Raw genomic sequence first — 24,138 nt, 5'->3', positions numbered from 1 at the left:
GGCGGGTTATACTACACTTTTAAACTTTGCTTACCATGGATTGCCGAATCCAGTATTAAACCTGCTGTGAGCACTGTAGTAGAAGCCACGAGAACCCAGAGCGACACCGGGATACCCATATATACTGCTGTGAAAGCATTTCTAGCCCCATTAATCAAAGTGCTAGCACCAGCTATACCTGCCCCCGTGACAAGAGAGATTATAGAAGCAGTCCTCGTATACCTGCCTACATGCTTCTCGAAGTAGACGCCTAGAAGGGTAAGAGGGGCTAGAGGGAGCAGGAATACCGATGTCATCACGCTTAAATCCACTATGTGTGAAACTCTAGCGTAAGCTATAGTAGAGGATACTGCTGTCACAGCTAAGCCGAGCACATTGAGTACTAGTAGAGGGTTGCTTCTTACTCTACCGGTAAGCTCCGAGTAGATGCTGCTAGCGATAACGTGGATAATATTACTGGTAACTGAAACTGCTGCAGCTGTAATTGACACTGCAATAAGCGATGATGATACTGGATCAAAGAACCTGGAGAGCAGGCATACTGTTACATCATCACGTCTAGCTATCAAGGGCAGCAACCCCATCTCGGTTAACCCTCTTGCTATAAGCCCGGCTATCACTACCATCAATGTGTACGCCAGCCCGAAGACAGCGAAGAAAACCACGCTTCTCTTATACGCTCTACTATCTCTCTGAATAAACAGCTTTACAACAACCTGCGGGTTTGTGACAGCGAAGAAAACCCATGGAGTAGTATAAGCTAGGAAAACCTGAGGAGTCCAGAAGCCTGTTAACCCAAGGTAGCCTTTTTCGCCAGCCGTGCTGAGAGCATTGAGAGCGGTGACTCCAGAAACATCTAGGAGCCCTGTAATAAATACAATACTGCCGGCGAGAGTCACGAGATCCCGGTACAAGCCAGTTGTAGCAAGACTCCACATTCCTGCTGAAAGTATCCACAGGTAAGCTATGATAGCACTTACAACTACGCCTAACTCTGGATTAAATCCAGCGTAATTGAATACCACGGTGAGACCCTGGATTTGCGCTGCAATATAGGGTATCATTGCAATAATGTAGAGTCCTGTTGTAAGCAGGCCTAGAAGCTTAGAGGAGTAGAGATCCCTGAGCATTTGAGGCGGGGTCATCCAGCCTCTTTTTCTTGAAAGACTCCATATCTTATATCCTGCTGTGGAGAGCAGTATTACTGTCGCTAGTAGATAGGAGAGCTCGAATCCAAGGGCTCCAGCACCTGTAGCATAGGTTAATCCAACGAGACCTATCATCATGAATGCACTGTAGGTTGCTGCAGCATAGGATGCGAAGCTGAGTAGCCCGCCAACTCTGCCACCTGCTTTAATATAGTCTTCAGCACTTCTAACACCAAGCCTACTCGATGCAAGTGCTATCAGCGTACCGGCTAAAATGTAGAGGATTAAAGCGGCGATAAAGGTGGTCAAGGCGTACTCCTCCACAGGTAGATTGCTGATACAGCTATCCAGGCAGCAGTTAGAAGGCTCCAGAATAAGAGTAATTCAAACCCGCGTGTATTCTCCAGCAATAGGTAGGGTACTAGAAAGAAGACTAGCATTACTACGATGCTTCCCGCTACATAAGCTTTCCTCACGGCAGCTCCCTAAATACATTTAATCCTCGTTCAAGACGGTTAAAATCTAATCGTTAACTCCTAGTTCAATTGGATTTATAACCACGGCTTCACATATCCACTCAGGGCTTCAATGTTCGAGGTTAGAGTTGTTAGCAGAAAGTATGCACAAGCTATTCTCACAAGCCTGCGAGACGAGAACACCAGTCAGATAGAGTTCCGTAAAGGGCTGGTGAGGCTCGGCCGGATACTCGGGTTAGAAATAATCGAGGACTTCGAGTGCGAGAGAATTGATGTTAAAACGCCACTTGGTGTTAAAGCGGAGGGGTGTAGAATCAAGGATCTGGAGAATATTATAGTGGTGACAGTGCTGAGAGCAGCATGGCCTCTCACAGAAGGCCTTATAAAAATACTGTATACTGCTAGACAGGGCGTGATAGCTGCTAGGAGAGTCGAGGAAGAAGGGATGAAGAATGGAGTATTCAAAGTGGAGATATCGTACGTTAAAGCGCCGAGAATTACTAGAAACGATATAGTTGTAGTAAGTGATGTAATGATTGCAACAGGCTCAACGCTGGTAAGAGTCCTAGATAAGCTGAGAGAGCTTGGAGAAGCGAAGAGATACTATGTGGCTTCAGTGATAACAACACCGCTCGCTATAAGCAGGCTTAAACGCTACTCTGAGGAGAGAGGATTAGACTTAAAGCTTTACACGATAGCCGTGGATCCTGAGGTAAACGATGAAGGCTATATAGTGCCCGGCCTCGGCGATGCAGGCGATAGAGCGTTTGGATCCTAGTACTCCTCGAAGATCCTGGATACCCACTCCATATCTAGTTTTTTATAGCTCTCAAGGCTTCCTACATCAACCCATACATCCTCGTAGACGTAGGCTTTAACCCTATAGCCTCTGCTGATTAGCCATGGAACGAATTCCCCCATGAAGTCGAAGTTCTTCCCTAATTCCTCTTCAATTTTTTCATCAAATAGGTAGGGTTCTAGCACGCCTACACCTATCGTCACATTCATATCTATCACGGGCTTCTCCCGTATCTCAATAATATTGTTCTCTCCGTCAATTCTGACAACACCCACTGGCACCTTATACTTGCCTGCAACTACGAGTGTTAGATCACTCTTCGATTTTACATGGTACTCCACTAGCTTATTCACGTCTAGTGGAGCTAGTATGTCACCATACCATATAATAGCCCTGCTTCCAACTAAGCCCTCCCTGAACACTTTCAATACTGCTCCGCCAGTACCCGTGTACTCTGCTCCCTCCTCGATAGAATACCTTATCTTCACGTTGAATCTAGAGCCGTCTTCAAAGTAGTTGTAGATATACTTCCACTTGTAGTTTACTAGGAGAAGTATATCTCTTACACCGTGCTTTCTAAGCCATTTAATGATTAATTCTAAGACGGGTTTCTCGTTTAATCCGACCGGGATCATGGGTTTAGGGAGAATATCAGTGTAAGGGCGGAACCGCGAACCCTGCCCGCCAGCTAGCACGAGAGCCATGGTATCACTGAGAGCAGCTGCCATGAAGACCTCCTCTAATACCTAGTAATGAGCAGCCTTCTATATAACTCTTCTCGCGATCCTCTGGAAGTACCTTGTAAGCACAATAAAAGCTACAATACCCCTGAAATATACATCCATGAACATTGCGAGCCACGGGCCTATAACGCCTAGGTACCTGGCTAGAATGAAAGAGGGAGTTATCCTGAAGACTATGATGGATAGTGAGTTAATAGCGAACGGTATTTTCGTGTTTCCAGCTCCTCTCATTGCTCCACTCGAGATTACTCCAAGCCCTAATCCTAGCTCGCTGAAGCCGGCTATAATTAAGTAGATTGACGCCAGTGAGTGGATCTCGCTGGATGGAGAGAATGGTTCTGTAATATAGTAGCTTAACAAGGCTACTATAACACCTAGTACTCCCTCTACGATGGCGCCAAGCCATACGACTTTAACACCCAGCCTTCTAGCACCTTCAAGGTCTCCTTCCCCAACACGTCTCCCTACTAGTGTTGAAGCAGTAATGGAGAATGCAAAGGCAGGCATGTAGATGAGACTCTCAACTCTAATCCCAATACTATGGGCTGACATTGCTGTGGCGCCGAGCCTCGATATTACCCCAGCGTATACATTATGGCCAAAGGAGAGTACTCCTCTCTCTATAAAGGCTGGTAGCCCGAGTTTAACCACTGTTTTCATCATTGAGGGATTGAATGGTGTTATAGAGGTGGCTGGAAGGAGCTTAAGCTTCCTCAAGTAGTATAATTGAAGAGGAATCACCATCACTGAAGAAACAACTGTAGCCCAGGCTGCTCCAGCTACACCGAGCTTTGGAAACCCGTATAGCCCGTATATCATCAAGGGGTCTAATACTACATTAGCTGTAAGTCCCAGCGAGTTAGATATGAGAGATAAAAAGGTTTTACCGCTAGCAATTATCATGGTATCTAAAGCTAGGGAGACGAATAGAATGGTAAATCCTGCAAGCCTTATCCTAAAGTACTCTAGTGAGTAGTCGAGCACGGGGCCTGAAGCCCCGGATTGAAGCTGGATAATTACAGGGGAGAAAGGGTACAGTATTGCTGACACGAGGATCATGTAGAAAACACCCTCGAGAATTATGCTTCCAGCTACAAGCCTAGCTCCCCGTGTATCCCCTGCGCCAAGACTCTGCGAGGCCAGCACTAGGAGAGGAGTCTGGAAGAGAGTGAAGAATACTTGGAGAAGCATTAGCAGGTACCCGGCTATGCCGAGAGCTGCAATAGCATCACTGCCGAGTCCTTTAACGAAGAAGGTATCTGTCAGCGAGTAGATGCTATTAGCGAGTTCAACGAATACTAGGGGTAGTGCTGTTTTAAGAGCTGATTTAACCTCCGGGTCGTCTGTAACACTAGGTATTTTCACTCCTATAACCTCTCAGTCCACTAGCCTAGCAATGTACTCTGCGATATATTCACCGCCGTTAGGGTATGCTGGAACCGGCATCCTGGAAGCCTCCTTCAGTGCTTCTTCAAGCCTCTCGGCATCCGGCCTCTCAAGGTACACTGCGTTGAGCTTACCTGATAGTATCCAGGCGTCTTCTCTAGGAGCAGCCAGCTTATGTCTCGGGGAGTAAACCATTACAACAGGCTTACCATATGAGAGTCTAGCTGTAAGTGCTGTTGTACCCGGGTAGTGTGTGATGACGGCGCTTGCCCCCGCTATCCACTTGTGTATGTCATCTGTGTACTGGAATACAATCCACTCGGGATGCCTTCTCCTGTAGGGCTCAGGGTCTACATCACCTGTCTGCAAGACTACTCTTCCAGGGTTTAACTCGCTTACAGCATTAAAGAGCTCTCTATGCCCGAAGGTGCCTGTAGTGACTAGAATATAGCCTTCATCTCTAGGCTCATATACTGCCGGCTCGTACACTGGGCCTGCCACCACCCCTCTCTTATACAGCTTCACCTGCTCCTCCCAGTGGAGAAACACCGTGGCTCCCAGTTTATAGAGTACGCTAACAGCCCTCGACCTCTCAGTAAACCTGGCTACATCCTCTACAGCTAGTATCCTCGAGCCTCTAACCCTACAGAGGATTGCCGGAGGTATTGAGAAGTTAGAGCCGGATGCGAATACAGTACTGTATCCCTCCCTGCATATACTTAGCGACTCACTAAATGCACGAAGCCATCTATGAAGCCCTCTATATAGTGGTTCAGCCGGTCTCCTAGGTAGTGTAGCCTTTACAATCCTGCCGAGAGTGCTCATCTTTCTCTCAACCCACTCGTAGCCTCTAGGAACTAATACATCAAGCTCAACTCCCCTCCTAGCGAGATAGTACCCTATACTGAAGGCTAGGCCGGCGTGACCCCCATAGCCTGCTACTAAGAGTACCCTGGCCACCGGCACTATTAGCTCCCCCATTAAAGCCTAATACTATGCGTTGTACCCACCTTGGTTCTCTAACAGCTTCTAGGGCTACTTGAATCTTCACGCTCCTTCCTATCTACCTCTCGCCACACTATATACTCTTATAGCTTAACGACCACTCGATGACTACAGTCTTCTCTTCCATGCCTGGCAAGCGTTTAAGGATTGAGTACTCTGGTGTGAGGACGAGGTATATGTTACCGTACACTGCCTCCAGCTTCTCCACCATCCTCTTGTAGAGCTCAGCATACTTTCCACTGCACTTCTCTACGAGACTAGAGAGCCTGACTGTGATCATGCTACCTCCAGTGTTCAAGCCGAGTATGCTATCTAGGAGACTAGTGTTCAACACAGCTTTCCCTGTCTTCCTTAACGCTTCCTCGGCAAGGCTTAGAGCTTTAATCATCACTTCCTCGCTCCCAGTTATCTTTAAGCCTTCTCGTATAAGCCTGCTGACTTTTTCGCGGAGCTCCTGATACCTTAAGTACTCGTCTTCACTGACATCTATTCTATCGAGTGCTTTGAGCTCGCTACTATATCTCAAGAGCCTCTCCAAGATTATACTGAGTCTTAGTTATTCTATCCCGGGTTTCAGGAGCTCTAGTAGAGCCTCGTGAATTAACAGTGTTCTATTGTACTCCTCACTGCAGTCGTCTAATACTACAATCACCTTAAAGCACTGGATACTTGAAGCAAAGCTAGATAAATACTTGTAGACTTCGATGTATCTCTCAAAGGTTTCATCCAGGGAGAGCATAGGGGGAACTAGGTGTATTCTTGAAGCTTGAATTACGGCTCCAGCACCATACTTCCCGGCTAGAAGGGGATCAGTGAAAGATACCCTTATGCGGGGCCCGCACTCCAGTATGTTCAGCGTGCTACGACTCCAAGCAGCTATAATGTCTCCTATAAGCTCGGCATCCCGGCTGCCTGCTTTAATCATTCAGGTATTTCCTCGACTTCTCTGATCACTGTTGACTCTAAGTGCTTATTGAATAGATCTCTACTCCAGCATGTCAACAGGCTACCCTCGCAGAGTGTTTTTAGTGCTCCAGCTGAAACTCCGTGTTTAAGTGCTTCCACCACGCTCTTAGTATCTATGTATGATGCATTATAGAAGGCGTCGAAGGCGTCGCCCGCCCCCGTGGAGTCAACTGGTTCTCCCTGAGGCTTAACGTACGCATGGTATATTCCCCCATCTCTTGTGAGGGCTACAGCACCCTTCTCGCCTAGTTTTACCACTACTGTTTCAACACCTAGATCGAATATCTCCTTGATGCTGGTTTTACTAGCTAGTTCCTTGTACTCTCTTCTATTCATGAAGAATACGTCTACATGCTCTAGCAGGCTACGCAACTCGCTCCAAGATGCTCTAGCATGCCTCCCCGGGTCGTAGGTGACCAGGGCTTCTCTAACTCTTCTTGCAGCTTCAAGGGCTTTCCCAGGGGGTATTGTAGCCATGTGAACCACGCTTGCTGAATCCAGTAGGCTCTGCTCTACTTCGCCTGGCGTGAGATACGCGTTTGCTCCCGGGCTAGTTATCATTGACCGAGCGCTATTAGAGTAGACGAGTATCACGACCATTCCAGGGTGAGCGTTCACATGTTTCAAATGCAAGTTGACTCCCAGCTCTCTTAGGATGTCGAGGCTTTCTCTCACTAGCGGGCTGTCTGCGACAGAGGCTACTAGTGTTGCATGGTGGCCGTAGCGTGCTACTGCTACAGCGTAGTTTGTAGCAGCTCCTCCAGGCCTTACATCTATACTTCTTGCCAGAACATCCTCGTCTAAGCCTGGTATTCTATCAATGTATAGTGCTATATCTATGTTGAAGTTGCCTATGCTAACATGAAGTGGCTTCCAGCTACTACTCAATCAGCTTCCTCCTCTACCAGCATTCTTTATTATTGATGCAGTAATATGCTTCTTCCCCTTCCTCTTAGCTTCTTCATCCCATTCACTTAGTATTCTGACAGCCTCGTTCGCTACTCTTATAGCGTCTTCAACACCAGCGTTGACTACGAACTCCTCTGTCTCCCTGTTAGCTACAGCTGCGCAGACAGCTCCAGCTCTCAACCCGTAGATGCTGGCAAGTGTGAATATTATTGAAGCCTCCATCTCAAAGTTCAACACGTTCATGCTTCTAAGATACGAGATTAAGCCTTTCTGGAAGGGAGGTAGGTAGTCCTTGAATCCAGGTCTCTCCTGGCCCACGTAGAAGCTATCACTGCTAGCTGTTAACCCTACATGGTATCTAACTCCAAGAGTCTCAGCCGCCTCTATTAGAGCTAAGACTACATCATAGTTTGCAACAGCAGGGTATTCTGGTATCGCGTAGTGCCTACTCGTGCCTTCAAGCCTCACTGCTCCAGTCGAAATCACCAGGTCTCCAACACTGATCTCGCGTTTAAGAGCACCTGTAGTACCCACCCTGATGAACGTGTCCCCGCCTACCCTTGCCAGCTCTTCAACAGCTATTGCAGTAGCTGGAGCACCTATACCTGTGCTAGTTGCTGATATGAAGACTCCATGATAGTAGCCGCTGTAAGTCACGTACTCCCTGTGCTTAGCGACCAGCCATGATTTATCCCAGAAGCTAGCTATCCATGGAACCCGCTCGGGGTCCCCTGGCAGGAGGATGTACCGGCTTACATCACCAGGTTTAACTTGCAGATGGTACTGTCTGCCCTCTCCGCTTTCAGGGCGGCTTGCACTCTTAAGCCTCTCGCTCATAGCCTACACCCTTTACCTGTATACTCATCATGCTATGATTCAAGAGTAATTATATTCGCTTTCATGGTTCTAGTATCAATTAGTCCATAGGTGGATCTACCAGTTAGATAGCCGCATACCTCGCCGGGGTTTAGAATCAGTTTGCCGCCGACATGCTCTAGCCTAGCTCTATGGGTATGCCCGTAGAGGACTCCATCCACTCCTGTAGAGCCTGCTAGACTGTTAACTAAGCCTTCCACGGTTAATGTATCCCCGTAGCCGTGCATAGCCAGTATCCTCCTGCCATCCAGCTCTATGATGGTTAATCCATCGTAGAACCTCCAGCCGTAGCTTTCTGAGAGCTTGCTAAGCATGTATACATCTCCATCATTATTTCCCTTGATGATAATGAACTTTAGGTTTCCAGCAGCCTCCCTCATGTATTTTAACGTGAATGGGCTTACTACATCCCCGAGGTGAATTACTAGTTCAACACCCTGTTTTAACAGCTCGTTGATAACCCTCCTAGTTGCACTAATATTGTCATGCGTGTCGCTGATAACTCCGACTAGCATGAGAGGATCCCAGGGGCCTGTAAGCTAGGCGCTAAAAAACTACTCGACGCTTATCTTGACTCCTCTCCGCTCTCCAGCAGCCTTCTTCAGTTTAACCTCTAGTACACCATTTTTATACGATGCTTTCGCTGAGGAGGGGTCTACTCTAGCGGGGAGCTCCACCTCCTTATAGTATCTTCTATTAGTATCGCTTGCACTTATCACTAGTGTACTTCCATCCTCTAGTACTTTAACATCGATTTTATCCTTGTCTACACCAGGTATCTCAGCTATAACTGTAATTTCATCCTTAGATTCAAAGACATCAATTAACGGCTCTCTCTCCTCTGTTATAACGGGTTTACCGTGTACTCTCCTCACGTTACCGAACTCCTTTATTAGTGGTCTTCCATCAGGCCCTATTGTTATACTGAAGCCGTAGATGTATGGTGTAACTCCTTGTTTCTCAAGCTCTTTCTCCAGCCTCTTGAAGTCTTCTTCCGTGAATCCTCTGGTGAACCTCCTCATAAGCTCCCACATAGTTCTCTCCATTTCCTCGAATATCTTGTCAAACTCCTCGAATACGTCTTCATCCCAGTAAGTTCTCCTCCTCCTACGCCACCATTCATCCACCAATTACACCACCATGTTTCAGTATACCTTAATCCTTATTTTAACTTAACCCGATTACAATATTTTAGAATCTAGTGTGCTAACAGGGTGGTCTTATTGAAGGTATACCATCATGTCGCCAGGTTCTCGACTAGAGAGAAATTCCAGTTAATTGATATCACCAGTATAGTAGAGGAGGCTGTAGGAAAGTCTGGTGTACGCAATGGAATCGTAGTTGTTCACGCCCCTCATGCTACAGCAGCCATAGTACTCAATGAGAATGAGGAAGGCTTAATCAATGATATTATTGATAAGCTTAAAGATCTAACTGAGCCCGGGAGCAGAAGGTGGAGGCACAACCTTATAGATGATAATGCCCACGCCCATATAGGTTCAGCAATAATCGGTGCTGAGAGAATACTTCCAGTAGTAGAGGGTAGGATAGCTAGGGGGACCTGGCAGAACGTGTTCTTCGTGGAGATGGATGGCCCCCGCTCCACGAGAGAAGTTATTGTGACAGTTATAGGTGAGTAGCCTTGAAGCTCTACATTGCTAGTGAGGAGGAGATACTAAGGGGGGATGCTACAGACATATACTTTGAGAGAACCCATAGGATCCTTAAGGCTAAGGGTATTAGAAGAAAGGTGAGAATGGAGTTTCATGCTATGAAGCTACCTAAAGGGTACGAGTGGGCTGTCTACGCTGGCCTCGAGGAAGTACTATACCTGCTGAAAGATAAGCCTGTGACAGTATACTCGATGCCGGAGGGCACGTTGTTTAAGGCCAAAGAACCACTACTTATAATCGAAGGCTACTATGATGACTTCGCATTATATGAGACTCCAATCCTAGGCATCCTAAGACACTACTCGAGCATAGCGAGTAAAGCTGCCCGCATCAAGAGGCTGGCCATGGATAAAACAGTATTATTCTTCGGCTTGAGAGCTATTCATCCAGCAATAGCTCCAATGGCTGATCGAGCAGCATACATAGGTGGCGTCGACGCTGTCTCAGGCGTTTTAAGTGAAAGATACCTCGGCTTAAAGCCGTCTGGAACCATGCCTCACGCATTAATCATAGTCTTCGGGGATCAAGGTGAAGCCTGGAAGGCCTTCGATGAAGTAGTCGAGCAAGACGTACCAAGGATAATGCTAGTTGACACCTTCCTAGATGAACGCGAGGAGGCTTTAAGGGCAGCCAGGCTCCTAGGTAGCAGGCTCTACGGTGTAAGACTCGATACCCCGAGCAGCAGGCGTGGAGACATGAGGCAGATTGTAGAGGAGGTTAGATGGACCCTCGATATACACGGCTTCAAGCATGTCAAGATAGTTGTAAGCGGCGGGCTCAGCGAGAAGGAGATCGCCAGGTTGAAGGATATCGTGGATGCATTCGGAGTAGGAACTAGCATAGCAATGCCGGTCAGCGTGGATATAAGCGCGGATATCGTTGAGGTATACGAGGATGGTGAGTGGAAGCCTGTCACGAAGAGAGGGAAGCTACCAGGCGCTAAGCAGGTTTACAGGAAGAGGCCTGGATTAAACGATGTGGTCACGCTAATGGAGAAGCCTGAAGGAGTTCCAGAAGGATATACTCCTCTACTAGAGAAGTATCTAGAGGACGGCAAGTTAACCCGGAAGCTACCAAGCCTAAACGATATTAGAAGATACGTGATAGAGCAGCTGAGAGAACTACCAGAGCCTGAGATACTAGACTAGCCAGCCTGCTTCTTTACAAGCCTCACTACATCGAGTAGATTGCTGACTTCTATGTATTCACCATGGGGGCCTACCCACGCCGGGCTATAGGGTGGTTTAAAGTTGTGCTTAACGAGGATAACTCTACCTTTAAGCTCGTCTCTCAAGCCTGCTTCTACTACTGCTAGATTTAACGGCTTGTCATCCACGTAGATGACTACATCGTGGCCTCCGAGTATCTCTAGGAGCGCGTGAAGTCTTGAAGACGTGTTCTCGCCGACAACGTAGATTTCTCTAAAGTACCTTGTGAAGCCGTCGCTTTCAATCCTATGCTCTTTCAACCCGTATATATCATCCCTGTACCCAACATGGTATACACTGATGTTCATAGAGCTGAGCTTCTCGAGAGCATGCCTGGATCCCGGGAGGCTAGTCGAGTACTCGATCCTCCGCTCCCAGTACCTTGATATTAGCTCGTCGAGCATGCTACTCGTTAAGCCGGGTATGAATTTAAACCATATGTCTTCTCTCAGCAGCCCGAGCCCCTCGGCGAGATACTCGATGTAGAGGAGGCGTTTAGCGTAATCGTAGCTTACGCTACTTAGGGATGGAAGATCCTCTGTGTAGAATACTGGGACGCCCTTATAGCTGTCAACGAGGACTCCATCGTAATCTAAGGCTACTGCAATCGCTTTCACAGCAGGCCACCACTAATAATTATTGAAGCCCTCTTACTTTAAACATCATTGGGGTTCACTGTGCAGGAAGAGTTTCACAGGGTACTCGACCACTACTATCTCAGGTTGTACAATAACTGCTTTTTCGTTGTAGCCGGCGAGAGGCATTTAAGCTGTGGATTCATAGGCTACGTGAAGTACTGTCCTCTCAGCACAAGATCATCTCAGTGGGTCTTTCAAGGGCTTCCTCTAGAGAGGCTTGTTAAATGGTATGAAGTGAAAGAAATCTACGAGGGGACACCTTGGAGGATCTACGTGCCCTACTATGATGCAGTTCTCCCCTACGCTCCTAGAGCTCACGTTGTAAGAGTATACAACCCGGTTGAACGCTTCATGGAGATAATTAGCTCTCCCAGAGACATTCTTGAAGCCAGTGCAGCTAGAATGTACAGCTACCTGGGTGATTTAACAGGGAGTTTAAATGAGCTAGGAGTTACCGGCTCACTTCTCCCAGGCATCCATAATCCTGAGCGTAGTGACATAGACTTAGTAGTCTACGGGTGGAGGATGGCTGTAGACCTGCTTGAAGGAATCTCCGAGAACAAGGATATATTCAAGCCTCTAACTGGAGGCAGGCTTTACGAGTGGGCGGTTAGAGTCTCCGAGAGGACGGGTTTAACCTTAAAGCAGGCTATAGCACTCCAGAGGAACTGGAGGCGCGGGGTCTTCAATGGAAGAGAATACTCTATTATATATAGTAGTGGAGTCCACGGTCTATCAGCGAGTGAGAGATTCTTTAAGACTCTCGGAGTTATTGAAGCTGAAGTATCACTTGCAGGAGGTGTTGAGGCGTTAAACTACCCCTCCCGAAGTAGAGTTGACAGGTATAAAGTTATCAGGGGAGTCGTTCCCCCAGCAGATATATTGTTTGTTGAGAGCTTTGAATCCCTCTACATACCCCTGCTCTACGAGGGTGGAAAAGCTTTTACTCGAGGACTTCTACAGTGTAGCAGAGGTGAGTGTAGGATTCTAGTAGGGGTTATCGAGGAGAAAGGGTTAATCGCCCCGGTGCAGCAGGCTTGACTGGAAACCTCAGATTAATCGCCGTCCACGATCTACGAGGGTCTAGAAGCCTCTCAAGACTTCTCTGCATAGCTTCACGTGTATTAAACGCCAACACGATCCTGCTACTAGGCGACACAGTATCACCAGGCATCATCAAATGGCTTGTAGAGGAGTGTGGTATTAGAGTACTCGGAGTTCTCGGAAGGCTTGATGATGCATCAATCGCTCAGTCACTAAAGAACTATAATGGGTTGCTGGAAAGCAGAGTAGTCGAGCTAGAAGGATATAGGGTAATGGGCTTAGGTGTCATCCCCATATACCCTGGGAGAGTTAAGGTAGATGTTCTGGCAACATATAAGCCGGGAGTAGAGTACTGTAGCGTTTACAGTGATACCGTTAGAAGGATAATCCAGGAGGTAAAACCTCTACTCGTAGTAGCCGGTTCATGCGTAACCCCACGTGTGCTGGAGAACACTGTATTCCCTGGAAGCGCTTGGAGAGGAAGCTACGCGTTTATAGAGATATACAACCATACCTATAAAGTTGAATTAAAGGAGTTTAAGACTCTAATAAAAAGTCTACTCTTTAAATAGGAGGTGGGAGTTTAACCCTAATCGGTGATGCCGCTATGGTTAAAGAATTGTTTAAGCCTAGAAGCATAGCTGTAGTAGGAGCCAGCCGTGACCCGAGGAAAATAGGTCACGTTATCCTCAGAAATATAAAGGGGTACGGGTTCCAAGGTAAAGTATACCCTATAAACCCTCAAGCCGAGGAGATACTAGGGTACAAGGCTTATCCCTCGATACTCGATGTTCCAGATGAAGTCGACGTAGTTATAATATCTGTCCCAGCCAACGCTGTACCTGAGGTTATCGAGGAATCCGGCAGGAAGGGTGTTAAAGTAGCCGTCGTGATAACCTCAGGATTCTCTGAAGTCGGCAATGTAGACCTCGAGAATAGGATTGTAGAAACCGCTAGAAAGTATGGAATGAGAATTCTCGGCCCCAACATCTTCGGCTACGTCTACACTCCCTCCAGTATTAATGCTACATTCGGGCCACTGGAGGTTTCCAGAGGTAATATAGCATTGATCTCGCAGAGCGGTGCTCTCGGAATAGCGTTAATGGGCTGGACAATAATGAATGAAATAGGTATTTCAGCACTCCTGAGCGTTGGAAACATGGCTGACTTAGATGTCGTAGAGCTCTCAGAGTACCTGGCCGACGACCCTAATACAGCTGTTATAACAGTATACCTTGAGGGACTGAAACCTGGGCAAGGCCAGAAGTTCGTTGAGGGAATGAGAAGGGTTACCGCGAAGAAACCCGTGATCATAGTGAAAGCTGGAAGAAGCATGAGAGGAGCGGCAGCTGCAGCAAGCCATACCGGTAGCCTAGCTGGAAGCGATAGCCTCTACGAGGCAGCATTCAAGCAGGCTGGCGTGATAAGAGCTTACACGGTTGAAGAAATGTTCGATGTAGCGAGAGCTTTCGCAACCCAGCCACTACCAAGAGGCGAGAACACGATTATTATAACTAATGGCGGCGGTGTCGGAGTACTCGCAACCGATGCTGCAGAACTAAGCGGCGTAAAGCTGCTTGACCCAAGCCCAGAGCTAAAAGAGAAGTTTAAATCAGTAATGCCCTGGTTCGGTAGTCCTAAGAATCCTGTAGATTTAACAGGCCAGGCGGTAGTCGAGAACTATATTAACGCGTTAAAGATAGCGCATGAATCGGATGAAATCGATAATATTGTCATACTGTACTGTAGGACGGCAGTACTAGACCCTCGGGATCTAGCTAAGGCGATCGTAGAGTTCTATGAGACCGAGAAAATAGACAAGACAACTCTAGCAGGCTTCGTAGGTGGCGAGGACACTTATGAGGCTATAAAATACCTGAATAGACACAACATACCAGCATACCCGTCACCTGAGCGAGCTGTCCACGCTCTCTCAAAGATGATAAGCTACAAGAAGTACCTGGAGCGATTAGCTGCTTCAACTAGCTGAAGGATCTCTAGAAGTATAGGCGTGTATTCAATGAAAATCAAGCCATCGTAAAACACGTTAGACTCCAGGAGGTTTTTAACTACTGCTTAATCAATTCAAGCGGCTGTAAACAACTCTAGGGGCTTCTAGAGAAGTTTCGAGCCGGGTTTAACTGGTTTTTCAACTGTTGCTAGTACTGGGGGTTCTGTATCTGTGGCTAGCAGCATCCCCTGGCTTTCATAGCCCATCATTCTCTTAGGCTTTAAGTTGGCGACAACTACTACGTGTTTACCCTGGAATTCCTCGGGTTGATACCATTTACCTAAGCCTGCAATTACTACTCTCTCACCTAGCTCACCTAAATCCACTACTAGTTTAATAAGTTTCTCGCTACCGGGGATTCTTTCTGCCGATTTAACAAATCCTACTCTTAGATCAATCTTCTTGAATTCTTCTACTCCAATCTGCTCCACTGAGCCCACCACTTGCACTTGATTCTCTTGTTGATTTTTATATGCTTTTAGAGAGCTCTTCGAAGACATCTATAGGGTTCCTCTCATGTACTCTTATCCTTCTCTCCTCAAGGTATCTTACAACATATTCGTCGAGGCTCCACGGTAGAATTTTCTTTAGCTCCACGTATAGTATTGAAAGCTTCTTCTTTCCTTCGTAGAGGGTTTCATTGACTAACTGGGTTACTCTGCTGAGCTCACTCTGCTTAACTATATCAGTGTCTCTAGTTCTTAAGAGCAGGGAGAGATAGATGCCTGTTGTAAGCTCTACAATAACCCCTTTACTTCTACTGATACTTAGGATACCGCTATGCTTGTAGCCGCTTGCTCTTGCAATCCTTAATACTTTAACTGCTGTTGCTAGATCCGCTGTCGATAAGTGGATTATAGGCCCGGTTACATTAAGCCATATCCTCCTGTAGACTGGTATCTCGTAGAGCTTAAGCACTTCCTCTAATACTATTGGGGTATGCTTTTTGAAAATGACTGTGGAATCCAGGCTCCTGCTCCAAGGAGTCTCCGAGTCGCTTGCTGATATCCTGCCGCTACAGCTACTCATGGTGTATATCTTCTCCTCGGTATTTAGGACTACTAGTAGAGGAAGGAGATCCTTATCTAGGTATCCTATCTCTAGGTCCTCCCATAGTCTAAGCCAGAACTTCCTCTTCCTCTCAATCCACAGGTTCTTCTGCAATTCCCTCACTCTTGCAGGCTCCCCGCTCTTATTAATATATAATACGTGTTAAACCTCTATATCTAGCTGGCGTGCTCAGTGAAGGTGGAGTAAGCTTTGATAGGCTTAGTCTACAGTATAAGGGATCCAGCTGGTAGAGGAATCGCAAAGCATATTACTGAATCCTTAAATCTCCATGCAGTGGAGAAGCCCGGGATCCCCGAGTACTTTGAAGGCAATGGCTTCGTTCTAGCCGGCTTCGAAGAGGATGTAATATACTTTGATTTCCTAGAGGAGAAGATTCCCTTCGCATCCGAGTACATAGTGTTATCACGGCATAGCAGTGAAGCCGGTGTTAAAAGCTATACAGTACACCATACAGGGAACTACGGTAGGGAGGCTCTCTACGGCGGGAAACCCATGGAGCTTGGAGTTGCATCACCAGTTACAGCATGGAGGCTTCTTAGACTAGTAAAGACTCACAGAGATAGCTATGGTAGAGGAGAGTACTATGTGGGCTATGAAGCGACACACCATGGTCCAACAAGTCTCTCCAAGCCAGTAGTGTTCGTGGAGATCGGTAGTACACTGGATGAGTGGAGCGATCCCGTTAACCATAAGGTTATCGGGGATGCCGTAATGGGCTTTCTACTAGGATGGATTAAAGATGATTGCAGGCCGGTAGCAGGTATTGGTGGAGGACACTACCCGCGCAAGCACTCCGAGATAGCTTTAACACAGCCGGTGTGCTATGGCCACATAATGGCTAAGTACTCTCTAGAAAACCTCTCTAAGCAGATATTGAAATCCATGGTTGAAAGAAGCATTGTTAAGCCTGAAGCTCTAGTAGTCGAGAAGAAGGGGACTAGGCTGGAGCATAGAGCCCTTATCGAGGAGTTCGCAGCTGAGAGGGGGTTGCAGGTAGAATACATTTAATTCAAGTCCACGCTTCTTTCAGTCATCCATACTCTAGCAAGCCTTCCCCATATAATCCTCACTGTCACTCCTCTAAGAGAGTTAGGTACCCTGGGAATAACTATCTCCTTACTGAATACTTCACCAGGCTTCAAGGGGATATGGACTCTGTGAGATGCTAGTATACTTCCTCTATCCATTACAACGTAGATAATGTAGTCTGGTGGAGCCTCACCTTTATTCACCAGTGATACATTCACCGTTAAGCCTTCTCCAAGCCGTTTAACGCTGACATCCTCAACCTCAAGACGGGGTATACTCATTAGCGAAGCGTACTGCAGGATACTTGAGATAATCACGGCTCCATCCACGCCTTCATTCATAATACTCGCAATACTACCTGAAGAGCCTAGAGCACCCGGTATCACGAACTCCTCAAATCCCTCTACACTACTCCCAGCGAACTCATGCTTTACTCCGTCGACGGCTACAGATAACCGGCATGAAGTCTTCGTCACATACCCTGCTACTCGCAGCTCGCTTACCCCGGCATCAGGCACTCTACTCGATAGGTCGCTTAGAGGGAAGGCTTCCCCTGGGTTTAACAATAGTATCCCTGTCTGATATCTTAGATCCGTAGTGGAATACTGCTCCTCGTACAGTGATATAAGCTGAATCTTCTTGAGCTTGAAGGCCTCTCCACCTTCATATTTAACAGTGAGATTAACCCAGTCTCTCTCCCTGGACTCCTCGACATTTAAGAATGATGTGACATCGTAGACGAATTTAGAGACAATTTTATCCCTATACTTAACTGTATAGTGGGGCTTAAACTCCCTGGTGACACTTATACCATTCAACTTGAGCCTCCAGTCGATGCTAGTGCTATTAGATTCTACTACTACCTCTAGTACTCCAAGTCCAATGCTTCTACCTCTTCTACCAGTCATGGGGAGAGTTAAACTCTCCTTAGAGTAGTATCCATGCAACTGTACGTCTAGAGGCCTAAAGACTACGTGGACTCCGCCCTTCAATACTTTATCTACAATTTTGTCCAGTGACCCCTGCAACCAGGACACCTTGTATTAGGGTTATAAACCTCATTGAGGGTTATTTAATTATTCTGGATGATGACGCCCTGCCGCAGGCAATTGATGAGCCCTGAATCCCCGGCTGACACTAATGGATTACCTGCTATGAATCGTGAATATAGTGTATTCATCGTGGTATCTCCTCCTAGAAACCATCGAATAAAGTAACTGAGATAAAACTAGAAGCTACTGGATTGAAATTAACGGGGATGAAACCTGGATTCCACCTTGTAATCTCTCTCTGCCGATGACCGCTTTACCACCCTTGAATTTCACGCCGAGGAATCCGTGGAGTATTATCCACCATAAGCCTCCTGCCGCTGCTACATGAAATCCGTCGCGTGTATTACCGTAGTAGTCTTCAGTATCTGTTCTCAACGCCCTCTTGAAGAGCTCTAATGCATCACCGTGTTTTCCGATGATTGCAGCCGCTGTTGCATACATTGGTATTGAAAGTGAGGATTCGTGAGTTGTCCTCTTAATATAGTAGTCGTAGTTCACTGCGAGATCCCCAGGGTAGTATAGCGCAGGTTGATACTCCACCAAGGCTTTTCGAAAAACCCTTAGACATGTTTGTAGCAGGCTTCATAGGTGTACCACCAATGAACTTTATTGAGGGGACACTTCTAGAGAAAGATGGCTCCTTACTCCTAGATGTAGAGGCGTACTCTATTAGAATCCCCAGTAAGTACCGCGACCAGCTGAAGGAGTATATTGGTAAAAACATAGTACTAGGGGTAAGGCCGCAGAACATAATCATTGGAGCTAGGAGTTCTGAGGGTTACACAGCAAGAGTAACAGGCTGCGAACTAACAGGCACAGAGACTATCATTCACTTCACTATAAAAGGAGACATCGACTATACAGCAGTTATTCCAAGCAGAGTTAAGATTAGTATAGGCGATGAAATAACCTGGAAGCCCGATGAGGATCACTTGTACTTCTTTGATAAGAAGACGCAAAAAGCCATATACTAGTAGAGCAGGCTACAATATCTCAAAATATCTCAATTAATATTAATAACATGAAAGCATCCTAATGAATTAGCTCGAATACCGCCTGCAGGAGATCCAGCAAGCTGTTAATTTTTAAGCCTATCTAGGAGTTAATCGAATACTGGTTTATACGCCGCCGTAGCTCAGCCCGGTGGAGCGCCGGCCTTGTAAGCGGCTGGTTGGTAAGGCCCGTTGAGAAAGCCGGTGGACGCGGGTTCAAATCCCGCCGGCGGCTTCTCCGATTTCCTTGACGGTGTAGTATTATATTGGTGTCGAAAAATCTGCTTATTGGAGCTTATCTAGCGGCGTGTACGTTTTAGCAGGGTAGAATGGTAGGATGTGCCTGGTGGTCTTAGGAGCATAGACTCCTCCGTTCTTAACGTAGTTCATGACATCCTCCTTGGTGAGAGCTTTACGCACGAATAGGTAGGATAGCCAGCCTGTCTTCAAGTCTTCAACCGCTTCTACAAGTTCACCGTAGTATACTAAGGTTACGAGATCCTTTAGATTTAGATCACTGAGCACTCGGGAAACTATTTTTTGTCCCTCAATTCCACCATTAATTGCTACACAGAGCTCTCTTCCAAGCACTATGAAGGATGATTTCTCGAGGAGCCCTGGATCCAGTTCTAACACGCTATCTATAGTGTAATCGCAGGTCGATGTCTTCAACCCCCTTCTAGCTACTTCTTCGAGAACAGGCTTCACGTCCCCGATAATACCTGGTAGCCATGTTTTCAGCTTTACATCAGGGCTGTAGTAGTCGATAACTATACAGGGGATCCTCCTGTAGCCAAGGGCTTTTACAGCAGCCCATCTATGATGCCCGTCTACTATGAGGTACTTGCTGGTCCCCGGGATCGGTGCTACCACTATAGGCATGTCAACAGCATTCTCTCTTCTAATCTTCTCCGTAAGCTCTTTTAACCTTGCCTCCACGATCTCCTCGTGGATGACTAGGTTATCGATGTCTATGAGTACAGGTTCAATATACTTGTAGGGTATGCTGGTCTTAGGTAGCTTTATTATCACCCTGCCGCTTTCACTACTCACCCGCCTACACCACCCGGCTCTTAAAGTACTCGATTATCTTACTGGCAACCTCTAAGCCGGCTCTCTCCTGAGCCTCTACGGTGCTAGCACCTATGTGTGGTGTTAAAACAACATTCTCAAGCTCTAGTAACGGGTGGTTTTCTGGAAGCGGTTCCTCCTCGTATACGTCTAATCCTGCTCCTGCAATCCACCCTTCCTTTAATGCTTTTACCAGCGCTTTGGTATCGATGACTTGCCCCCTGGAGGTATTAATTATGATGGCAGTCTTCTTCATGAGTTTTAATCTCTCCTCGTTGATTAAGTGGTGTGTTTCAGGTGTTAGAGGTACATGTATTGTTACAACATCTGACTCCCTTAAGAGTGTTTCCAAGTCAACAAACTTTGCATTAAGTTCTTTCTCGAGGTCTTCCCTCCTAGAGAGATTATAATAGAGAATGTTCATGTTAAAGCCTAGCTTGCATATTCTTGCTACAGTTGACCCGATTCTCCCTGCCCCTACCACCCCGAGGGTTTTACCGTAGAGTTCTACCCCTATGGCCTGCTTCTTAGGCCACTCCCCTCTCCTCATGTGTCTATCGCTAAAAGCTATTTTTCTGGCAACCGAGATCATTAATCCAACTGTCAGCTCGGCTACACTTACAGTTGAAGCCTCAGGAGCCGTAATAACCTCTATACCCCGGCTCCTCGCTGCCTCGACATCAATGTTATCTACTCCCACCCCGGCTCTAGCTATAACTCTAAGGGAGTCAGCTTCCTCTATTACTCTCCGGGTAACCAGTGGTTTACTGCGGACTATTAGAGCATGGAATCCTTTGATAATTGAAGCTAGCTCCTCCTCACTCGGCTCCTCTTTCACAGCTACATCGAATCCACTAGCTTTTAACGCTTCTATAGCCTTCTCGTGTATATGACTGGCTACTAATATCCTGTATCTGAGTTGAGAGGTCATGTAGCACCCCTTCAAAGTAATCATTTAAGGCAGGGGTTATAATTGATGTGGGCGGAAAACTTTTAAGAACTAACACCACTTAAATTAATACATTTCAATATAGGTATTATAGAGAAGCTTGATCTAGCTATACGGGGATCCTAGACTACTACCAGCATTTATCATTAATACCCTTCAATTACGACTACTACAGTCTCAGAGATACCTGCTAGTTCCCGAGGGTAGCCCGGTGTCCTGCGACTCACCGTTTCACCTCAACTGCAGGTGTCAATGAGTGATTACGTAGCTTACTTTAAAAAGCCTCATAGAGAATACCAGTTTAAGGGATACGAATGGTCTCCGGGAAGACAAGGGATGCAATGCTTACAATAATAGACTTTGCCCTCAGAAGCATTGAGATCATAAGCGATGAGGAGAAAAATAGATTCATCGACACGCTTATTGAAGCATCAAAGACTGGGAGGAAAATCTTTGTTGTTGGTGCTGGGAGAAGTGGTTTAGTTGCTAAGGCGTTTGCAATGAGGCTCCTACACTTAGTCTTTAACGTGTACGTAATCGGTGAAACTATCCTGACGAAATCCTCGCCAGGCGATATCCTTGTAGCAATATCAGGTTCCGGGCAGACAAAGCTTGTCGTCTCGGCAGCTGAAGTCGCGAAGAGTGTTGGCGTTAGAGTAGTAGCTATCACCACATACCCTGATAGTCCTCTCGGAAAGCTAGCTGATATAGTAGTAAGAGTACCGGGTAGAACTAAGAGTGCCAGAGAAGACGACTACGTGAGTAGGCAGATACTAGGCATGCATGAACCACTAGCTCCTCTAGGCACGCTCTTCGAGGATACACTACTAGTATTCCTTGACGGCGTAATAGCTGAGCTCATGGAGAAGCTCGGGGTATCCGAGGAAGACTTAAGGAACCGTCACGCTAACATAGAGTAAATTAAAGCCTTCTCGTTAAGCCTGCCGAACTCTGCTACATACATCCCCAAAGAAGTACCATACTGCAAAGACAGCTATTGTTAAACCCAGCCCGAGGCTCAACCCCCATGTTAACGCCTGCTTGACCTCAGGGGTTAGAACAGCTATATCAACCACTAGTATGAGTGTTATATTGAACATTAATAGCGCCATGAATCCTCCAAGACCTTTCCTCATCCCCAGCATCTCCACTAGGTAGTTAACTGCAATATAGGCGAGAATTATCATGGATATAACGCTTGCAATCCTAGCTGAGACAACAATAATCTCAGATGCAAGCTGAGTGTACTCTGGGAACCCTGCTGCTATAGATGCATATAGAGTTAACAGGGCTAACGCGAAGGCTAGCAATCCCTTTACTAGGGAGGAGAGCGTGAAGGGTATTCTATAGCGTTTCAACATAGGGGTGGTGAAGTCGTCAACTCTCGAGATTGAGAGAAGAATCGAGACTAGCTTGAATACTAGCACCGAGACCAACGCAAATATTGCTGCAGCTAGAGCCGAGACAGCTAGCCTCGGTACAAGGCCCCCCACGCTCATTATAATTGACTCTATAATCTCACTCGGGTTCACGGCAACCACCTCAGGCACTCTGACACTTAGAGCATTAATTGCTTTACATGGGTATTAATAGCAGGTAGAGAAGCCTGTAGAGGAATAAGAGTATGAGTAGAGCAAGCGTGAATGCCAGTGTTCTCAAGACTACTATAATTGTTCGCCTTGAAGCCACAACTACCACAGTGAACGTGGAACTAGCAACTAGATGCAGCCTCCTAGCGTGGAGTAACGCTTGATCCCGCGGCACTACAGCTACCTCTGGCAGCGAGTAGAAAGCTGTAAAGACTGCTAGAGTAGCATATGCGGTTGCAGAGAGGAATGTAGCCCAGGTACCCGCCTGAAAAACTGCTAGTGCTGTAAGCAATCCTACCGCCTGCGATGAGAGAAAAGCTATTGTCGTCATAAGTGATGATGTAAATGCTCCCAGTTTCCTAGACATATCAGCGTAGAGGAAGCTGGCTAGTAGAGATGCCCCAGTCGCTGCGAACGCGTATATCGCGTTAAGCCCGAAGTGAAGTGGAAGGCTTCTTACAAGTACTACAGCTACTGGTACCAGGGGTAGGATTAGCAGTGAGCGTTTATAGGCTGAGTAGTCTACTCTAAGCCAGTATAAGTTAGCTATAATACTAGTAATCATGCCTGTGAAACCCAGCAGGGCTGCAGTGTAGTCGGGTGCTCTAAGCTCATGCATTATGTAGGGTCCCCATTCAACGTTAAGCACCGCGCTAGAAGCCATGAATAAAACCATGAAGGTGAAGACTACACTAGACTTGACTTCTACATCACTCTAAGTCACTGTGCTATTAATTGCGGAGGCTTCATCAGCTACCGGTAATTTTACTAAAGCTAGCAGAATTGTAGCGAGTAATCCAATAATAGCTGCTAGAGTGTAGAGGTAGATGTACTTGAAGTAACTGCTCATCGCCGCAAGTACAATAATACTTGTTAGACTACCAATAATACTAGTCGCGGTAAACGCTGCATTACGGTAGGCAATTAAACGACGAGGCCCATTCTCGCCGGGAACATTGTAGACGACGACACCAATCAGCAGGCCTGTTATAGCTGCAAAGCTTACTGCAAGAGCATACACGGCTACAAGCATCCTCCAGTCGAGTACAGCGGTTAAAGGGAGCAGCCCCCACGCTACTCGTTCAACACCATGTGAAACTAGCAGCATGTTGCGGATTCTTCGAACACCATGCCAACGTAAAAGCAGGATTACAGCTAGAGCAATCAGGTAAGCAATAGATGTCACAAGCATGATACCTGTGATACTGAATCCGAGGAACGCCATGAAAATCGGAGCTAAGCTTCGAGTCACCGTCACATAAAAGCCTGCTGAGCCAGCCTCCACCACGAGAACGAGAGTAGTAAGTGACATCTTTAATCCGCTGTTCCTTAAACCTGTATTCGCTGAGCGCTCCATGAAGCAGTAGCCTCCCGAGTTCTCTGCTAGCCTGTTTACTACCATATATCAGCATCTACTTAGCCACGTGATACCAGGTATCTTTAGTCTTACCACCCACTTATATTTGGTGAATGTAGATTTAAAGGCTACTGGGCATGACGGTA

Annotated in this window: 30 protein-coding genes and 1 tRNA gene; 10 read left to right on the top strand and 21 right to left on the bottom strand. The window is 46.7% G+C overall.

Features of this window, described 5'->3' with window-relative positions:
- Positions 1-11: 11 nt before the first annotated feature.
- Both OWQ48_02145 and OWQ48_02140 read right to left on the bottom strand, forming a co-directional pair.
- Entirely contained in the window at positions 12-1,457 is a 1,446-nt protein-coding gene (locus OWQ48_02145) for a sodium:solute symporter family protein (GenBank protein MCY0868017.1), read from the bottom strand.
- A complete protein-coding gene (locus OWQ48_02140) occupies positions 1,454-1,624 on the bottom strand; it encodes a hypothetical protein (protein ID MCY0868016.1) in 171 nt (56 codons plus the stop codon). Before OWQ48_02140 ends, OWQ48_02145 begins: the two co-directional genes overlap by 4 nt.
- A gap of 112 nt (positions 1,625-1,736) precedes the next feature.
- On the opposite strand from OWQ48_02140, the gene upp reads away from it, so the two are divergent.
- On the top strand, positions 1,737-2,402 hold the full coding sequence (gene upp / locus OWQ48_02135) for a uracil phosphoribosyltransferase (GenBank protein MCY0868015.1): 666 nt from the start codon (positions 1,737-1,739) through the stop codon (positions 2,400-2,402).
- Here the strand turns inward: upp and OWQ48_02130 are convergent.
- From OWQ48_02130 to OWQ48_02090, 9 genes are all read right to left on the bottom strand, one after another.
- Positions 2,399-3,151: a nucleotidyltransferase family protein gene (locus OWQ48_02130; protein ID MCY0868014.1), complete on the bottom strand. Its 753-nt coding sequence runs from the start codon at positions 3,149-3,151 to the stop codon at positions 2,399-2,401. The two genes, upp and OWQ48_02130, sit on opposite strands and share 4 nt — an antisense overlap.
- A 36-nt stretch (positions 3,152-3,187) precedes the next feature.
- The gene (locus OWQ48_02125) at positions 3,188-4,531 is read right to left on the bottom strand and encodes an MATE family efflux transporter (GenBank protein ID MCY0868013.1); all 1,344 of its coding nucleotides are present in this window, start codon (positions 4,529-4,531) and stop codon (positions 3,188-3,190) included.
- 12 nt (positions 4,532-4,543) lie between these two features.
- Positions 4,544-5,518 carry a glycosyltransferase gene (locus OWQ48_02120; protein ID MCY0868012.1) on the bottom strand — a complete coding sequence of 325 codons (975 nt, stop codon included), beginning with the start codon at positions 5,516-5,518 and terminating at the stop codon, positions 4,544-4,546.
- 112 nt (positions 5,519-5,630) lie between these two features.
- The gene (locus OWQ48_02115; GenBank protein ID MCY0868011.1) at positions 5,631-6,095 is read right to left on the bottom strand and encodes a hypothetical protein; all 465 of its coding nucleotides are present in this window, start codon (positions 6,093-6,095) and stop codon (positions 5,631-5,633) included.
- An 18-nt stretch (positions 6,096-6,113) separates the two neighbouring features.
- On the bottom strand, positions 6,114-6,482 hold the full coding sequence (locus tag OWQ48_02110) for a hypothetical protein (GenBank protein MCY0868010.1): 369 nt from the start codon (positions 6,480-6,482) through the stop codon (positions 6,114-6,116).
- The gene (locus OWQ48_02105) at positions 6,479-7,411 is read right to left on the bottom strand and encodes a PfkB family carbohydrate kinase (protein ID MCY0868009.1); all 933 of its coding nucleotides are present in this window, start codon (positions 7,409-7,411) and stop codon (positions 6,479-6,481) included. The genes OWQ48_02110 and OWQ48_02105 overlap by 4 nt, the downstream gene beginning before the upstream one ends.
- Positions 7,412-8,269, bottom strand: a complete 858-nt coding sequence (gene udp, locus OWQ48_02100) for a uridine phosphorylase (protein MCY0868008.1) — start codon at positions 8,267-8,269, stop codon at positions 7,412-7,414.
- A gap of 32 nt (positions 8,270-8,301) precedes the next feature.
- Entirely contained in the window at positions 8,302-8,823 is a 522-nt protein-coding gene (locus tag OWQ48_02095) for a metallophosphoesterase (GenBank protein MCY0868007.1), read from the bottom strand.
- 39 nt (positions 8,824-8,862) lie between these two features.
- Positions 8,863-9,435: an Hsp20/alpha crystallin family protein gene (locus OWQ48_02090; GenBank protein MCY0868006.1), complete on the bottom strand. Its 573-nt coding sequence runs from the start codon at positions 9,433-9,435 to the stop codon at positions 8,863-8,865.
- A 96-nt stretch (positions 9,436-9,531) separates the two neighbouring features.
- On the opposite strand from OWQ48_02090, the gene OWQ48_02085 reads away from it, so the two are divergent.
- The gene (locus tag OWQ48_02085; GenBank protein ID MCY0868005.1) at positions 9,532-9,948 is read left to right on the top strand and encodes a secondary thiamine-phosphate synthase enzyme YjbQ; all 417 of its coding nucleotides are present in this window, start codon (positions 9,532-9,534) and stop codon (positions 9,946-9,948) included.
- 2 nt (positions 9,949-9,950) lie between these two features.
- On the top strand, positions 9,951-11,129 hold the full coding sequence (locus OWQ48_02080; GenBank protein ID MCY0868004.1) for a nicotinate phosphoribosyltransferase: 1,179 nt from the start codon (positions 9,951-9,953) through the stop codon (positions 11,127-11,129).
- Here OWQ48_02080 and OWQ48_02075 read toward each other — a convergent pair.
- Entirely contained in the window at positions 11,126-11,806 is a 681-nt protein-coding gene (locus tag OWQ48_02075; GenBank protein MCY0868003.1) for a phosphatase, read from the bottom strand. The genes OWQ48_02080 and OWQ48_02075 overlap by 4 nt on opposite strands.
- Positions 11,807-11,866: 60 nt before the next feature.
- Here OWQ48_02075 and OWQ48_02070 point away from each other — a divergent pair, with 60 nt between their 5' ends.
- The 3 genes from OWQ48_02070 to OWQ48_02060 are packed head-to-tail and all read left to right on the top strand — an operon-like array spanning position 11,867 to position 14,861.
- Positions 11,867-12,868 (top strand): hypothetical protein, encoded by a 1,002-nt coding sequence (locus OWQ48_02070; GenBank protein ID MCY0868002.1) that lies wholly within the window; start codon positions 11,867-11,869, stop codon positions 12,866-12,868.
- Positions 12,865-13,443 (top strand): phosphoesterase, encoded by a 579-nt coding sequence (locus tag OWQ48_02065; protein MCY0868001.1) that lies wholly within the window; start codon positions 12,865-12,867, stop codon positions 13,441-13,443. Before OWQ48_02070 ends, OWQ48_02065 begins: the two co-directional genes overlap by 4 nt.
- Before the next feature lie 35 nt (positions 13,444-13,478).
- Positions 13,479-14,861 (top strand): CoA-binding protein, encoded by a 1,383-nt coding sequence (locus tag OWQ48_02060; GenBank protein ID MCY0868000.1) that lies wholly within the window; start codon positions 13,479-13,481, stop codon positions 14,859-14,861.
- A 125-nt stretch (positions 14,862-14,986) separates the two neighbouring features.
- On the opposite strand, the gene metG is transcribed toward OWQ48_02060, so the two are convergent.
- Positions 14,987-15,313 (bottom strand): methionine--tRNA ligase subunit beta, encoded by a 327-nt coding sequence (metG, locus tag OWQ48_02055; protein MCY0867999.1) that lies wholly within the window; start codon positions 15,311-15,313, stop codon positions 14,987-14,989.
- Positions 15,314-15,350: 37 nt separating this feature from the next.
- Positions 15,351-16,055, bottom strand: a complete 705-nt coding sequence (locus OWQ48_02050; protein MCY0867998.1) for a hypothetical protein — start codon at positions 16,053-16,055, stop codon at positions 15,351-15,353.
- An 87-nt stretch (positions 16,056-16,142) separates the two neighbouring features.
- Between OWQ48_02050 and OWQ48_02045 the strand changes: the two genes are divergently transcribed.
- On the top strand, positions 16,143-16,961 hold the full coding sequence (locus OWQ48_02045) for a D-aminoacyl-tRNA deacylase (protein MCY0867997.1): 819 nt from the start codon (positions 16,143-16,145) through the stop codon (positions 16,959-16,961).
- Here OWQ48_02045 and OWQ48_02040 read toward each other — a convergent pair.
- Both OWQ48_02040 and OWQ48_02035 read right to left on the bottom strand, forming a co-directional pair.
- The gene (locus OWQ48_02040; GenBank protein ID MCY0867996.1) at positions 16,958-18,010 is read right to left on the bottom strand and encodes a hypothetical protein; all 1,053 of its coding nucleotides are present in this window, start codon (positions 18,008-18,010) and stop codon (positions 16,958-16,960) included. The genes OWQ48_02045 and OWQ48_02040 overlap by 4 nt on opposite strands.
- Positions 18,011-18,217: 207 nt before the next feature.
- Positions 18,218-18,574, bottom strand: a complete 357-nt coding sequence (locus OWQ48_02035; protein MCY0867995.1) for a hypothetical protein — start codon at positions 18,572-18,574, stop codon at positions 18,218-18,220.
- A 59-nt stretch (positions 18,575-18,633) separates the two neighbouring features.
- Here OWQ48_02035 and OWQ48_02030 point away from each other — a divergent pair, with 59 nt between their 5' ends.
- Entirely contained in the window at positions 18,634-19,008 is a 375-nt protein-coding gene (locus OWQ48_02030; GenBank protein ID MCY0867994.1) for a TOBE domain-containing protein, read from the top strand.
- 150 nt (positions 19,009-19,158) lie between these two features.
- Positions 19,159-19,261 (top strand) — tRNA-Thr (locus tag OWQ48_02025).
- 50 nt (positions 19,262-19,311) lie between these two features.
- Here the strand turns inward: OWQ48_02025 and OWQ48_02020 are convergent.
- Together OWQ48_02020 and OWQ48_02015 are read right to left on the bottom strand one after the other, a co-directional pair.
- A complete protein-coding gene (locus OWQ48_02020) occupies positions 19,312-20,079 on the bottom strand; it encodes a DUF5603 domain-containing protein (protein ID MCY0867993.1) in 768 nt (255 codons plus the stop codon).
- Positions 20,080-20,083: 4 nt separating this feature from the next.
- A complete protein-coding gene (locus OWQ48_02015) occupies positions 20,084-21,028 on the bottom strand; it encodes a D-2-hydroxyacid dehydrogenase (GenBank protein ID MCY0867992.1) in 945 nt (314 codons plus the stop codon).
- 332 nt (positions 21,029-21,360) lie between these two features.
- On the opposite strand from OWQ48_02015, the gene hxlB reads away from it, so the two are divergent.
- Positions 21,361-21,966, top strand: coding sequence for a 6-phospho-3-hexuloisomerase (gene hxlB, locus OWQ48_02010; GenBank protein MCY0867991.1), 606 nt, complete (start codon positions 21,361-21,363; stop codon positions 21,964-21,966).
- A 15-nt stretch (positions 21,967-21,981) separates the two neighbouring features.
- On the opposite strand, the gene OWQ48_02005 is transcribed toward hxlB, so the two are convergent.
- Genes OWQ48_02005 through OWQ48_01995 form a run of 3 tightly spaced genes read right to left on the bottom strand, consistent with a single transcriptional unit; the run spans position 21,982 to position 24,037 of the window.
- Entirely contained in the window at positions 21,982-22,578 is a 597-nt protein-coding gene (locus OWQ48_02005) for a hypothetical protein (GenBank protein MCY0867990.1), read from the bottom strand.
- Between the two features lie 43 nt (positions 22,579-22,621).
- Positions 22,622-23,299 (bottom strand): hypothetical protein, encoded by a 678-nt coding sequence (locus tag OWQ48_02000; GenBank protein MCY0867989.1) that lies wholly within the window; start codon positions 23,297-23,299, stop codon positions 22,622-22,624.
- Between the two features lie 51 nt (positions 23,300-23,350).
- Positions 23,351-24,037: a hypothetical protein gene (locus OWQ48_01995; GenBank protein MCY0867988.1), complete on the bottom strand. Its 687-nt coding sequence runs from the start codon at positions 24,035-24,037 to the stop codon at positions 23,351-23,353.
- Positions 24,038-24,138: the final 101 nt, after the last annotated feature.

The sequence above is a fragment of the Desulfurococcus sp. genome (genome assembly GCA_026626905.1).
GTDB lineage: Archaea > Thermoproteota > Thermoprotei_A > Sulfolobales > Desulfurococcaceae > Desulfurococcus.
Note: the sequence above shows the minus strand (reverse complement) of the source record. Positions and strands in the feature narration are given on the sequence as shown.